Raw genomic sequence first — 15,146 nt, 5'->3', positions numbered from 1 at the left:
TCAACCTAGGGGTCAAGTTTCACTGGATTAGTTATTTACGGATTGATTACCGAGATTCACTAATCAACGAATCGCACCTCCACTCACCTCTAGGTCGCCAATTTCCCCCGCCGGAACTGGGAAACCCTTTTCATCAACCACTCGCACATCATAACCGGAAAGCGGACGACCAGAACTGCCGGGACGACATTCTCCCTCGGCATTAGATAGAAAGATATGCAGCAATTCTGTCGTACCGATACCCTCATAAATTTCAATTCCGTAAGTGTCTCGCCACTTATACCAGATGGTTTTGGGTAGTTGTTCGGCTGCTGATAAGCACAGGCGTAGGGAGGAAGTATTTAGAGGCGCAATTTCATGCACTGAGAGAATGCTGGCATATATGCTGGGTATGCCAAACAAAATTGTCGGTCGGTAGCGATCGATGTCCGCGATAATATCAAAAGCATTACTGGCATCTGATAATATTGTCGCTGCACCAACTGCCATCGGCATATATAAACTATTCCCTAAACCGTAGGCAAAAGGCATCTTAGCTACTGAATAGGTGATGTCATCTTGATGCAAACCGAGTTTGGCTTTACCGTACAGTTCTGCACACACTACCATGCTTTGGTGGTTGTGAATTACACCTTTGGGTTTACCCGTACTACCGGAAGTGTAAAGCCAAAAAGCAGGTTCGTCGCCAGATGTGTCGGCGTAAGGTAGCTGTTCGTCTGTCTGCTGAGTAAGCAGAGACAAAAATGGTTTTTCTCCGTCTGCAAGGAGAATATTTTGCAAGAACTTAGACTGGATGGGAGTCAGTTTTTCTTGCCACTCTTGGTTAGTCACTAAGACTTTGGCGCGTGAATCTTGCAGGATATAGTGGATGTCATCGATCGTACAAGCCGTATTGATCGGAACTGGTACTGCACCGAGGAAAATTGCTCCCCAGAAAGCAAATACTGACTCTGGAGTGTCTGACAAAAGAATGGCTATCCGGTTTTCTCGCGCCAATCCTAACTGGGACAATAATCTAGCTGTACGGCGGACAAAGCTGTTTAATTGGGCATAAGTATAAGTCCGATCCTGATGGTAAAACGCTACTTTTTCGCTACGTCCTTCTTGTGCCAAATTGCTTTCCAAGAAGTAAGCTGCAACGTTGAAGATGCTAGGTAATTTTTCAGAAATACTCATTTATGTTCCGCTGGCATCGCCGTTTCGATCTCATTACAGATTTGAGCTAATGTCATATCTTGGCGGGTTCCAAGTTTCAGGTTAACCCCCAATCTTCGTTTCAATTCCAGCGCAACTTGTACTGTTTCAACAGAGTCAAGTTGTAAATTCGCGCGGAGTAAAGTGTCTTGATGAAGGGACTCTTCGGGAATACCTAAATTAGTCAGTATTGCCTTCAGTGTATCCATCGCCTTTTGACTTCTCATGGAATAAACGATCCTTTTGACTTCTCATGCAATAGATGAGAGTGCTGTTTTGATTTAATTTTCATGGCTTTCACTTGAAAATGTCGATTTTTTCAGCGAACCGATCGTTAACCGCAAGAACAACCTGCATCAGCCACGCTGACTTCGTTTGCTTGATAGTTGAGAACTCATTTCAATAAGCTAGACGAATTGTATTACCTATTCTCGATTCTTGGCAAGCCCAAATCAGGAAAATTTTGTAAAGTTTTATTAAGAGCAACAAACGGTTACTTATTAGAACTCGACCTATTTAGATTTTTGTTCATACAGGGTAAGGGTTTGAGATTTTTTTTCGGATATATCTATTTAGGCTGACGGGGTGAGTGCGCCTCTCTCACCTCGATCGACCAAGCGTTGAGGCTCCTTAATCTTGAGAAGGATCGCAGCTTCTTGACAGAATTATTGATAATAATTATAGGTAGCAATCGCCAGAGATGCTTATTGTCCGTTATCCAAACCCGAAAAAGTCGCGTAGGCGCAGTCAGCCGCAGGCATCGCCCGCACATATCTTTTTTGAGATAGATTAACTCAAACCCTTGCTGCGTCAAGTCTTTCAACAGTATTAATTTATGAACGCTACCATAACTGCAAACTCCTGGATTACCTATCCGAAACCCAATCCTGAAGCCAAGTTACGACTATTCTGCTTCCACTATGCCGGGGGTGGGGCTTTGAGCTATCGTGCTTTTCCAGGGAACCTACCGTCAGATGTAGAGGTTTGTCCGATCGAACTTCCCGGACGTGGATTTCGACTGCTGGAAACTCCCTTTACCGAGATAGAGCCTGTAATTGAAACTCTTGCTCTTACGATCCTGAGCAGCCTTAACAAACCTTTTGCTTTCTTCGGTCACAGTATGGGCGCATTGGTGAGCTTTGAACTGGCGCGACTACTCCGCAAAGAGTACAACCAAAGTCCACTGCACCTATTTGTATCAGGACATCGCGCTCCTCAAATTGCCGATCGCGACCCGCCCATTCATGCTCTAGCAGAATCAGAATTTTTACGAGAATTGTGCCGTTATAACGGAACTCCCAAAGCCGTGCTAGAAAACGCCGAACTGATGGAACTGCTACTTCCTACTCTGCGAGCCGATTTTGCTGTGGTTGAAAATTACGCTTACTTGCAGGAACCGCCGTTAGATTGTCCGATCGTTGCTTTTGGTGGATTAGAGGATTGGAAAGTCGGTATTGAAGACCTAGAAGCATGGCGAAAGCAGACAAACTCTGCTTTTTCGCTGGAGATGTTTCCCGGAGATCATTTCTACCTGCACTCAGCCCAAACACTTCTGCTACAGCGCCTTTCACAATTACTTTCAGCAGTTGAACTCCCATGAACTGGTAGGCTCAGTCATATAGCCCTGTCAAGGTTTATGCTGAGTCTGCTTAGCAGCCATCAAACTGTTGAAATCTCGAAGGCTTGGATCGTTAAACCTTCTTCGTTTAAGTGAAGATATTGCCCCATTTTCAATTAGTACGATCGCCCGCATCCTGTGTCCTTAAGTCCGCATCGATCGGACGATCGTCTCAATCCCTATAGAACCCATTTGACATCTTTTCTTAAAAAAAAGGCGGCTAAACAAACCGTCTCGCATAACTCAATAGCCACAAGATGAGAAATCATGTGGCGATGGTGGCAAAAAAGCTGAAATCCATCTAGTATAAGGTTTACAGCAACAGCAATATATCTCAAATGGGTTCTATAGCGTTTCTCAAGCGTTGTGAGGTACGCGGGCTCCTTCTTATGCCCTATGCCCTATGCCCTATGCCCTATGCCCGAGAACACCTCAACCTAACTGAGAAAGGCTATATATAACCATAGTTGGATAGTTGCCTTTCATGAGTGTCAAGAATGGGTTGAGGAATTAATCACTTCTATTCGCAATAAGCGCAGATTGTATCAAAAGGGCTTGAGGGCTATAAAGCTCATACAGCAACCATTCTAGGGTGCTTGTCGCCCCCTGAAGCCAGAGGCTTTGGAAAGGCGAAGAATGAAAATTGGAATTGAGAATGAAACAACCCTGCGTCAGGTCAGGGGGGCGACCTCTTGGCTTAGGTATCCAACTATGCTCTTAGGGCAAGTTAAATGTGGAACAGCTTATTAAACCCACCAACTTATTTTGCTAAGATTTGAAGTTGGAGTCGATCCAATTCCATCCAAGTAAATAAAGCGACTATTAAGGAAACTAAAATGTCCACAGCAGTTAAGCTATAATAAATTCCATTTATTCCTATAAATAGGGGCAATATTAACACTACTGGAATAAACAAAAATACTTGTCTTGCCACAACTATAATCCCCGCAATTTTACCATTGCCGATGGATTGGAACAAAGTAATGCTACAGAATACAAAAGACAGTATGGGTAGCAATATAGTGACAATACGAAAGTTTAGCAAATCGTTAGCAGTGAAAGCAACCTTCGGTAGCAACCAACTCAGAAAAATTGCCGGATATAATTGTAAGGGCAACCAGATTATGCTTAACAGAATAGTGCCGCCAATGCCAAAAATAAAGTAGGCTTTCTTCATTCTGTTATGATTTCTCGATCCATAATTTATTCCAATTACTGGCTGTAGAGCTTGTACGAAGCCATAGACAGGAGTTACTGCTAAAGAATACAGGTTCAATGTTGCTCCAGCGAAGGCAATATCAGTATCGGTTCCATAGTAAGCGATCGATTTAAAAATTACAACCTGTTGAACTACGGTCATTACTTCCATGATTAGCACTGATATACCCACCGATAAGATTGGTGACAGTAAATCTACTGACAAAGTTAACTTTTTAAGTTGAGCAGGAGTAGAACTTTTACCGGAAAGAAAATAAGTAAAGTTTCCGGCCGCGTAAACAAAATTAGCAACAATCGTTGCCAAAGCGATCCCTTGGATACCCCAGTGAAAAACGCCAACAAAGAGGGGATTTAAAATGGTATTAGTCAGAACCGAAATAGCAGCAAAGATAGTCGCTAAACCGATTTTCCCTTCAGATTTGATTAACTGACTAGAACCTACCGCTAGGACAAAAAATACAGAACCCAACATATAGGTTTTAAAATACTCCGAACCTAATGAGGCAACTTCACCTTCCCCTCCCATAAATGAGATTAAGTGTTCGCCCAAACTGTAACCTAAGATAGTGATAAAAAAGGAAATAATCAGACTCAGAATTGTGAAAGTACCGAAGATATTAGACTGAGTTTTGATATCTCCTGCACCAATGGCGCGGCTGAGAACCGAAGCAGAACCTATCCCAACTAATAAGGCACATCCAACTACAATCGTCGTCAGAGGCAATGCGAGGGAGATAGCTGCCAAAGCGTTTTCACCAATTAGTCGTCCGGCGAATAAAGCATCAAAAAAAGGGTTTAAGCCAATCAGCAACATTCCCAAAATACCGGGAATAGAGAATTTCAACATCAGTTGAATTAGATTGCCTTGAAGGATTTCATCTGTAATTTTTGTTTCCTGTTCTGAAGTCATTATTTGGTATATCTCAATAATATTGATTAACAGATATTAGCTAGTTTGGGATGCGAATATCAAGCGAAAACATTCGCATCCAAAGCGCAAAAAAGCTCGGCAAAGAAATTAATGATCGAAATGAAGTTTTTCAAACTTCAAATGTCGCTGTACAAGCGAATAAAAGATGTTATAAAAAAGTCGAGTTGGAAACAACTTATTACACATCAAAAAAAATCGATCTTCGCCAACAATATAATGTCTTTTTGGCTTGCGATCATCCAAAGACTTTAAAATCGTATTTGCGACTTTTTCGGGTGGCATTCCTTCCTGATTTTCCTTTACCACTTCCATCATATAAGCTTTGTGATGGTTGCCATACATTGCTTTTGCTTCGGGTGACATATTGGCGATCGTTTTTAAATAGCCAGCCTCCACTTTCTCGGAAACTTCTGTATTAATTGGACCTGGTAGGATCGAGATGACTTCAATTCCCCAAGGAGTTAATTCCATTCTCAAAGAATCTGTAAGTGCCTCCAATGCAAATTTAGAAGCAGACAAGGCGGCGAAATATGGCAGAGCAACTTTACTAGCAACTGAACCAATATTAACGATCCGACCTTTGGCTTTTCGGATCGCGGGGAGAAATGCTTGAATGACAGCAATTTGACCGATAACATCGACTTCAAATTGCAACCTCAAGTCATCAATTGGAATACATTCTAATGGCCCGTCTACGGCAACACCCGCGTTGTTCACTAATCCTACTACTCCTTTTTCGCCAACTATTTGCGAAACAAGTTCTGCGGCAGATTTAATTTGTTCCGCTTTTGTGATGTCGAGGATAATAGGTGTTAAATTGCCAGAGCTAGCGTGCTTTAATGATTCAGCATCTTTTTCTTTACGAACTCCAGCAAAGACATAGTACCCTTGTTTTTCCAACAGCAGTGCGGTTGCTCGACCGACACCTGAAGATGTTCCTGTAATGACTACAGCACCTTTTTTACTTTCAACCATTTTCGTTATCTCCATTAAAAAGAACTAATTCAGAACAATCCTAAGCACACAAAAACTCACTTCCGAAGCTAAACCGCTCCAGCAACAAACTGATGCGATCGCTCTTGGCGCTGACGTTTACCCACGATGACCATCTTCAAGCCTTTAGCAGGAGGGAAATTGATGCCTAAAGGCTTTGGTTGTTCTGGTCTTTTATCTGCCAAAGCTAATTGATACCGGGAAAGAATAGTCGCTAATACTAGCTTCATTTCAAACAGACCAAGAGCTTCAGCAGGACAACGACGAGCACCGCCGCCAAAGGGCAGAAATTCATAACTAGAAAATTGTCGATCTAGAAAGCGTTCTGGCTTAAATTCCTTTGGCTGTGGATATAAATCCTCGCGTTGGTGAGTTTGATAAATACAGCCTCTGAGTATTGTCCCTGCACTCAACTCGTAACCCATCAGTTTGACTGGCGATTCTACTCTTCTTGGTAATGTTATCACTTGAGATGGATTAATTCGCAAGACTTCATTACAGACAGCATTCAGATAAGGCAGTGCGACAATACGGGCGGGATCTGGAAAATCACCCAGACTATCGAGTTCTTGGATCAGGCGATCGCGAACGGCAAGATTTGTGTGAATCCAGTATAATGCCCAAGCGATCGCGCTAGCTTCAGTATTGCGACCTGCAAATAGGAATGAGGGTAAAAGATCGCGCACATCCTCATTGGTTAGAGGGTTCCCACTTTCATCAAGAGCTAATACTAAATCGGAAAGGATATCAGCGCGGGAGGAGTCGGCTTGTTGGCGGCGATCGTTAATTTCGCTGTATAGCAGTTGGTCAAATTGCTGTCGCAGGTAAAGAAAGTATCCCCACGGACTCCGCCGACCAAAATCCCTTTGCAGAGCGGGGAAAGAGAAGATAAGGCTCATGATGGGAGAAAATGGAAAACTCAACAGAGAGGGAATTAGCTGTCTGAGTTGTTTGTAACGCTCTCCCTCATTTAAACCAAAAACTACCTCCAATATTACTTGCAAAGCAATAACTTGCATGATGGGAAATGCCAGAAATGGTTTGCCGATCGCTTGTTGGCTAATTATTTCCTCTGTGAGGTGACATATTCGCTGTCCGTAGGATCGCATTCGTTCCCCGTGCAGGGGAGGCATTAACAGTTTGCGGCGATGCTTGTGGCGCAAGCCGTCGAGCAAAAGCAATCCATTAGTTCCTCCCAGCAAGGAGAGACCTTGGTTTAATTCTCCTGGGGCGGTAATTTCTTTTGTGTTGGTAAAAATCTCCTTTAAACCCTCTGGGTTGCTAACGAAAACTACCGGGGTAGAACCAAACATAATCGTGAAAATTTCACCATAGCGTTTGGTAACGGCATTCATATAGCCAATCGGGTCAGATCCAAATTGAATGTTCAGTAACCAGGTGGGGGTTTTCGGCCCTGGAGGTAGTTTCATCGTAATGGGTAATAGGTAATGGGTAATTGGTAATTGAAATCAGCTACTTACTAATTAGGGAAGTTAGATACTAGCTGCGGCGGTTGCTTTTGATGTTGGCGCTGACCTTTGACTACCAGTTTCACGCCACTGACAGGGTAACAAAGTAGTCCTTCAAACTTAGGTTTTTCCGGTTTGCTATCCGCTAGTTCTAATTGATAGCGTGAAAGTATAGTTGCTAATATTAGCTTCATTTCAAATAAAGCTAAAGTTGCACCGATACAAGTACGAGTGCCGCCGCCAAAAGGCAGAAATTCATAAGGAGAAAATTTTCTGGCTAAAAAGCGCTCTGGCTCAAATTTGTTAGGTTCTGGATATAAGTCCTCGCGCCGATGAGTCAGACAAATATTAACTCTAAGTAGCGTACCAGGACTCAATTGATAACCCATTAATTCGATCGGTGATTCTACCAATCTTGGAAATGTGAATAACTGAGTGGGATAAATTCGCAATGCTTCATTACAAACAGCGGTGAGATAGGGTAATCCCACAATACTCATCGGATCTGGCGAGTCGCCAAGGCCATCAAGTTCTGTCACCAATCGATCGCGTACTGTCGGTAAATTGTGAATCCAGTATAATGCCCAAGCGATCGCAGTGGCGGAAGCATCCTGAGCCGCGAATAAGGGCGAAATTACCAAATCTCGCAACTCTTCATCTGTCATCATCTCACCCGCTTCATCGCGAGCAAACATCAAATCGGATAGAATATCGCTGCGATCGGGATCTGCTTGCTGGCGGCGTTCTTTAACTTCTGCTTCGAGCAGTTGGTAAAGTTCTTGGCGGAGTTGAAGCAGTTTCCCCCAAGGACTCCAACGACCTAAATCTCGTTGAAGGAAGGGCAGAATGTTGGCAGCCTGAATTAAAGGAGTCCGCATCAAATTTATGATTGCCGGAAGCAGTTGCCTGAGTCTTTCGTAGCGTTCCCCCTCGCTTAAACCTAATACAATCTGAATGCTTATTTGTAAGGTAATGTCTTCTATCGATGGGTAAGCTACAAAAACTTTGCCGATGGAATGCTGACTGATAATTTTCTCTGTCAGATCGCAGATTCGCTGTCCGTAAGAGCGCAACCTCGCACCGTGAAAAGCTGGCATCATTAGCTGACGGCGATGTTTGTGGCGCAATCCGTCGAGTTGGAGGATTCCTTGGTTCCCCGTAATTAGGGCCATATCTCCGTTCAACTCTCCAGAAGCTGGAATCTGTTTTGTATTGGTAAAAATTTGCTCGATTCCTTGGGGATTGCTGACAAATAATACGGGAATAGACCCAAACGTGATGGTGAAAATGTCACCGTAGCGTTTGGCGAGATCGTCCATGTAGCCAATAGGATTGGTAGCGATTTTAAGATATTGCAACCAGATGGGAGCTTTGGGGCCTGAAGGTAGGTTCATTGGTATTTTTTATTAACTTAGTAAGTGGTGATTGGTTATTGGTCAGCTAATTAAGAGGTCGTGCGTCAACTAGGACAAGTTTTTTACCACGCTTGTTAAATCCCATATTTTTAAGAATGATAATTCATTTCATAACTCGAAACTTTATAACTGCTGTTGTTGGCAGGAGCGCAAGCGATCGCTCCATCTAGCCACCTAAAAACTGCAACTAACTATTGACTACAGACAAGTGTCGCGCGCGCACTTATCTTCCAACTTCGTGCTTGTTGCCGAGAATTCCAAAGTCTCCTGTATAATCCATCGGTATTTGTAATTAGCTCGTCATGCTTGCCCTGTGCTACTATCTTACCCTCGTCAATTACTAGAATTTGGTCAGCTTTTGTGATAGTAGAAATTTGGTGAGCAATAATAATTAGCGTCTTCGACTCAACCAGCAAGTCAATTGCTTTTTGAATCAAAATCTCATTTTCTGGGTCAACCGAAGCTGTTGCTTCATCTAGGAGGACGATCGGCGCGTCTTTTAAAATGGCACGTGCGATCGCAATTCGCTGTTTTTCACCTCCCGAAAGGGTCGCCCCGCCTTCTCCAATTACTGTTTCGTAACCCTTGGGCAGCTTCACAATAAACTCATGGCATTGAGCGGCTTTTGCTGACGCGATCGTTTCTTCAAAAGTAGCATCCGATTTGCCGAATTTGATGTTATTCAAGATGCTGTCATTAAATAGATACACATCCTGAAACACCATACTGATGTTGGATAATAACTCGTCGGTTTTCATGTCTTTAATATTTGCCCCACCGATGAAAATTTCCCCGCTATTAACATCCCAGAACCGGGCAACCAAATTCGTAATCGTCGTTTTGCCCGAACCTGAAGGCCCAACTAAGGCGGTAACACTTCGTTCGGGAACTTTAAAGCTGATATCCTCCAGCACGGGGGCATTTTCGTAGCTAAACGAGACATTCTTAAACTCGATATCAAATGACTTTAATTGCTGTTCGCGATCGGGTTCCGGTAGTGATGGAGTGTTCAAGACATTGAGGACTCGCGCCAAAGCGGCATCCATAATCCGCGTCTGAGCAGAAAATTGAAACAGTGAGAACAAAGGTTCATAAACCCGCAATCCCAAAATTAGGAATAACAAGAAGATCGGTACAGTTAGTTTACCGCCAAAGAGGAGGTATAGACCAACGAATAGGATAACAACAAACCCTAATTCTAAAACCAGGGAAAAGACGATTGATGGAGTCACTAACTGTGTCACCATATCAAGATTGGCTTTTTTATAACCATCCAAAGCTTTCTCTAATTTTTGAAATCGAGTTCCGGTTTGATTGAAAGATTTGATTGTAGCCATTCCTTGAATGTATTCAATCGTTCGGGAGTTGGCTTCTACTAAAGAGCTCTTTTGCAACTCTGTCAGGTTTTTTAGTAGTTTTTGACTGTTCGCATAGATAAGTATGGCAATCGGTACCCCCGACAGGGTTGCTAGCGTTAAGCGCCAATCAATGAATACTAGGAAGGCAGCGATAAAAATGGGTATGGCGATCGCGCCCACGGTTCTGGGATAAACCAAGGAAAGAATCGGCTCAATATGTTTTATGTCATCGCTAACCAGTCCATTTAAATCTCCTACTTGATTGGTTTTGAAAAACCCCATCGGTAATTTGCGGATATGGTTACCCAAGCGGAGACGCAAATCCCCAATCATCCTGCTGCTAGCGATCTGGGTGAGGCTATTTGCCCTATGCAGAAAAACACCTTGCAGCAGCATACAAAGGGCAATCCCTACAAAAAACTGGACTGCTTTTTGTATATCGATCGAGTTCTCAAACAGTTCCTTAATGATGAGATATAGAAAGAAATTAAGGGTAGCCGCAAACAGCGACGATATGACATAAAGTACCGTTCCTTGAATGAACTGCGGCTTGTGCTTGCCTGCTAACTGAAATAAGTCCTTAATCATTTTTATTCTTTAATTTTCCTAGTCCAGGAAATTACTTGCGTTTGCGACTGTTCTTAAGAGCGACGCTGTGTCCTATTCAGTTCCTTAACCATCAACAGCTACAAGCTGTTTGCCCTCAAAAGTCCAACCTTGTGCCGCTACATGGGTATCCCACATCTGGCGGTACAGGGGAGAAGTGTTCAGCAATTCTTCATGCTTACCCTTGCCTACAACTTGCCCCCGATCGATTACCAAGATTTGGTCAGCTTCGGTAATTGTTGAGAGTCGGTGAGCGACGATCAGTAGCGTTTTATCTTGAATTAGTGAGTTAATAGCTGACTGGATTTGGGCTTCATTCTCCGGATCGATAAAAGCAGTAGCCTCATCTAAAATTACAATCGGCGCATCTTTCAAAATTGCCCGTGCAATGGAAATTCGCTGCTGCTGACCACCACTTAATTTCGCTCCCTTTTCCCCAACTATCGTTTGATAACCATCCTGTTTTGCCTGAATGAATTCATGGCATTGCGCTGCCTTCGCGGCTGCAATTACCGCCTCTTGACTAGCAGGGGGATTCCCCATACGGATGTTTTCATAAATCGTATCATTAAATAGCACCACGTTCTGAAACACGATGGCAATTTTTGACATCAACTCGTCTATTTTGAGGTCTTTTATATTGACTCCACCGATGCTAACTTCTCCAGAATTGACATCCCAAAAGCGGCCAATTAAATGGGCGATGGTCGTCTTTCCCGAACCCGATGGTCCTACCAGTGCTGTGATGCTATTTTCTGGGATAACAAAACTAATACCTTGCAGAACTTCTGTGTCTTCATAGGAGAAATGAACATCTCGAAATTCAATGGTTAAATCTTTAGGAGTAATAGTTTCTGTTGTTTCGGGAAGTTCCGGTTCATTCAAGATGTTGTAAATTCGATTAACTGACTCTTGAGTTTGTATATAAAGACTTGTTGATTCGACCAGTTTGATCGAGGGTGCGGAAAGGCCCAGTCCTAACAGGAGGAACAGGATGAAGGTTGGTATTGAGAGGCTATTGTTACTTAAGAGCCAGACACCTACAGGAAGCATTGCTAGCAAATTGATAGTGACGCTCAGGGGAATCAAAACCCATGAAAGTAGTGATTTTTTTGACCAATCTTCATCAAATTTGTGGTAGTCCCAAACTGAATCTTTGTACTTAGTAAAGGATTCTGCTGTTTGGCTAAATGCTTTAATGACAGGTATTCCTTGGACATACTCGATAATCGCTGAGTTCATGCGATCCTGTACTGCGTAGTAGTCTTGCACCAGAGGCAATAAGCGTCTCAGCAACAAGTTGTGAGCCAGGAGGACTACTGGGATACCTGTTAATGCTGCCAAAGTCATCCGCCAATCAACAGTTAACAGATAGATAGTCGTGAAAAATAGGGTCGTCAATAGACCAATTCCTTCTGAAATGCCATGAGAAATCATGGATTCAATATACTCCACGTCTTCATTCATCACTTTTTTCAAAGCACCAGTCGCGTGTAAATTGAAGTATCCCAGAGGCAATTTGCTAAATTTTTCGGACAGTTTAATCCTGATGTTGTACAGGATGTTAAAAGCAGCGATATGGGAAAGAGTGCTAGAAATTCCGAACAGACTCCATCGCGCTATAATCGCCACAAAGCTGGCGATCGCTAGTTTCCAGATATACCCTTGGTCAACAGGTGGGTTGAACAGGCTGAGCGCGATCGAATAGACGAGAATAAAGGGAATTAATCCCAACGCTGTAGAAATTACTTGCAGAACGACGGCAAGAATTAATTTTCCTTTTTGGGGTGCTAGTAGCGGGAAGATACTTGGGGATGAACTTGTAGTCATATAGCTTGCTGTAGATATTTTATAACCTCAAAATCGCTCTTTATTTACTTGATTCCTGGAGTTAGCTGGGTGATTGTCGTATCATTAAAGGCTCTAGCAACGATCGCAATGCTAAGCAAAGCAATAGCAATAGAAATAATAAACACTCCCTTATAGCCGATCGCTTGAGCGATTACACCACCGATCGCGGCAGCAATAATGCCAGAAAAGAAGGTAGTTGAAGATTGCAGCGTGTATTCCGTGCCAGCGGTCTCTAATCGGCTTTTGTCCATCATAATGGTATACAAAACTGTCACAGCCATACTACTGGCAAAGTTAGTACCGATTGCCACCACATAAAGAATAGGTAGATTGGCGACACCGAATGCTGGTAATAAGTAAGTTAACATCATTAAAACTTGGAAAAAACCTAACAAAATTAGCGATCGCTTCCTTCCCCAAATCGCGATCGGGAAACCTCCGGCGATCGCGCCTAATATCCCGACACCGTAACTCACAATTCCCAACATTAAGCCAATGTCTCCCACAGATAGCCCTATATCTACCAACAGGGGACGAAACATCCGAGATGCCATGTAAGGGCCAGTTGTATAGAGTGCCAGAATCGCCAGCCAAGACCCGATCCCCGGTCGCCGAAAAAAGTTAACAATATCCATGAAGGGATTTGCAGACTTTTGAGAGTTGGATGCAGCGCGTGCTAATTTTTGATGTTTACTGGTAGGTTCTTTGTACCCCAGAACAGGGAGCAATGCCACAACGATGACTACCGCCAAACTCAGCATACTTGCTTTCCATCCCCAACGTTCGATCGAAATCAGCATCCCGCCACCGCCGATAATTGCACCCAAATAGTTACCTGCACTCTGTATGCCATTGCCAAAGCCTCGCTCGTGGGGTTCCAGCAACCCTACGGCTAAGGCATCTGTGGCGATATCTTGGCTGGCACAAACGAAACAAATTATTACCAGACATAGAAATGCAAGATTTAACTGACTCTGAATGTCAATAAAGGCAAAAGCTACTAGAGTGCAAGCAACCATGAGTTGAAAGCAGATAATCCAAAATCGATAGTGTCCCCAACGGGTGAAACCGTAACGATCGATCGGTGGCGACCAGAGGAATTTTAGCATCCAGGGTAAAGTCAACAAGGGGAGGAAACCGATCGCTTCTAATGAGGCCCCACGCTGTCGCATCAATACGGGCAAAGCTTCGTACAAACACGCGATCGGGATAAACTGCGATACGTACAAGCTGCCAAGCAATCCGAATTTCTTTAAGCTTTTTGGGTTAATCATGGGACTGGGGATTGAGGACGGGCTGGGGAAAAACAATGTCTTGAGAGTACGCCACCAGCTTATTGCGATCGGGGAAAGTGGGTTTTGTAGAAGAATAGGTTGAGAGATTCTTTCATCAATACGTATACCCCAAATAATTATCATTGTCAAGTAGTCATGAGTCATTAGTCAGCAGTCGATGACCAATGACCGATGACCAAAGGCTCAATATTTCAGTCGAAGGGGCAGTATTGGTCGTGCATCGAGTATTTTCCCTTTAGCACCGCCGTCAAAAGTTAATTCCAGCAGTGGAGAGGTTGCGCGTTCGATCGCGACAACGCTATTGCGATCGAGCAGAGAAACAGCTTCACTCAGTTCTTTCTGGCGAAAGACTGCGATTTTGACACTGGTTAGCTTTTTTACTCTAGCCGTGTCAAAGTGCGATCTACCTCAACAATATGTAGCAATCTAGTTCAATTGTCGCTATTGAAACCAAATCTTTAACGCGGCGATCGGGCGGGCGCGAGGGTTTGATGGATACATGAGAGTTGACCTCCGGTTGACTCTGCGCGTTATTCTACGGGGTTTGTGCCAGAGCCCGTTCAGGGCAGGGCGGTTTCATTTTCGAACGATCTCGCCAAAAGTAAAAGCGATCGCCATCTGATAAAATCTGAAGCGATCGCCAAAAAACTAAATATATATGCTCACTTTAATCAGATTTCTGAAAAAAGTTAATGACGCGCGCAAGAAGTTAGGGAAAAGACATCCTTTCTGGTTGATATTACTTTTGGTAATGCAAGCGAATAATGTTCGTTCATCTCGGATATAGAGACATAGTAGTATGTGGAAAAGCTCACCAAAAATTGATTGTTAAGTTTTTTAAACTCAAGTGCGATCGTATTCCATCTTATTCTACAATTAGACGAGCAATGATGTTGATTAAAACCTCAGATTTAGTAAAAGTATTTAATGAATGGGCCCGCAGCTTAACCCCTGTAAGTTCAGATAGCGATTGGGTATCCATAGATGGTAAATGTCTCAGGCATTACCTGTATTAACCACAACAAAGATCAAACTTTTGTGTCAATAGTATCTTTATTTAGTCAAACCAGTGGTTTGGTACTCAGACTAGAAAATTTTCAGAACAAAAAAAGTTCAGAAATTAAGGAATGAAAATTTAATAACTTTAGCGTCTGCTAAATAGTCGGAACTGCACGATAATTCCATTTTGGTAGATATT

Annotated in this window: 10 protein-coding genes; 1 reads left to right on the top strand and 9 read right to left on the bottom strand. The window is 43.2% G+C overall.

Features of this window, described 5'->3' with window-relative positions; genetic code table 11:
- Positions 1-63: 63 nt before the first annotated feature.
- A complete protein-coding gene (locus QUA02_RS30805; protein WP_333033404.1) occupies positions 64-1,176 on the bottom strand; it encodes an AMP-binding protein in 1,113 nt (370 codons plus the stop codon).
- Positions 1,173-1,421: an acyl carrier protein gene (locus tag QUA02_RS30800; RefSeq protein WP_333033403.1), complete on the bottom strand. Its 249-nt coding sequence runs from the start codon at positions 1,419-1,421 to the stop codon at positions 1,173-1,175. Before QUA02_RS30800 ends, QUA02_RS30805 begins: the two co-directional genes overlap by 4 nt.
- Before the next feature lie 608 nt (positions 1,422-2,029).
- On the opposite strand from QUA02_RS30800, the gene QUA02_RS30795 reads away from it, so the two are divergent.
- Positions 2,030-2,794, top strand: coding sequence for a thioesterase II family protein (locus QUA02_RS30795; protein ID WP_333033402.1), 765 nt, complete (start codon positions 2,030-2,032; stop codon positions 2,792-2,794).
- 778 nt (positions 2,795-3,572) lie between these two features.
- On the opposite strand, the gene QUA02_RS30790 is transcribed toward QUA02_RS30795, so the two are convergent.
- The 7 genes from QUA02_RS30790 to QUA02_RS30760 form a co-directional block, all read right to left on the bottom strand.
- Positions 3,573-4,940: an MATE family efflux transporter gene (locus QUA02_RS30790; protein ID WP_333033401.1), complete on the bottom strand. Its 1,368-nt coding sequence runs from the start codon at positions 4,938-4,940 to the stop codon at positions 3,573-3,575.
- Between the two features lie 108 nt (positions 4,941-5,048).
- A complete protein-coding gene (locus tag QUA02_RS30785; RefSeq protein ID WP_333033400.1) occupies positions 5,049-5,936 on the bottom strand; it encodes an SDR family oxidoreductase in 888 nt (295 codons plus the stop codon).
- A gap of 68 nt (positions 5,937-6,004) precedes the next feature.
- Positions 6,005-7,384 carry a cytochrome P450 gene (locus tag QUA02_RS30780; RefSeq protein ID WP_333033399.1) on the bottom strand — a complete coding sequence of 460 codons (1,380 nt, stop codon included), beginning with the start codon at positions 7,382-7,384 and terminating at the stop codon, positions 6,005-6,007.
- Between the two features lie 50 nt (positions 7,385-7,434).
- Positions 7,435-8,817, bottom strand: coding sequence for a cytochrome P450 (locus QUA02_RS30775; protein ID WP_333033396.1), 1,383 nt, complete (start codon positions 8,815-8,817; stop codon positions 7,435-7,437).
- A 212-nt stretch (positions 8,818-9,029) separates the two neighbouring features.
- Entirely contained in the window at positions 9,030-10,784 is a 1,755-nt protein-coding gene (locus QUA02_RS30770; protein ID WP_333033395.1) for an ABC transporter ATP-binding protein, read from the bottom strand.
- An 84-nt stretch (positions 10,785-10,868) separates the two neighbouring features.
- Positions 10,869-12,632 (bottom strand): ABC transporter ATP-binding protein, encoded by a 1,764-nt coding sequence (locus QUA02_RS30765; protein ID WP_333033393.1) that lies wholly within the window; start codon positions 12,630-12,632, stop codon positions 10,869-10,871.
- 44 nt (positions 12,633-12,676) lie between these two features.
- Positions 12,677-13,927 (bottom strand): MFS transporter, encoded by a 1,251-nt coding sequence (locus QUA02_RS30760; RefSeq protein ID WP_333033392.1) that lies wholly within the window; start codon positions 13,925-13,927, stop codon positions 12,677-12,679.
- Positions 13,928-15,146 lie beyond the last annotated feature (1,219 nt).

This window comes from Microcoleus pseudofavosus SVA1_A4, assembly GCF_036700565.1.
Classification (GTDB): Bacteria; Cyanobacteriota; Cyanobacteriia; order Cyanobacteriales; family Microcoleaceae; genus Microcoleus.
The sequence above is the reverse complement of the archived record's forward strand: the minus strand, read 5'-3'. Positions and strand labels throughout refer to the sequence as shown.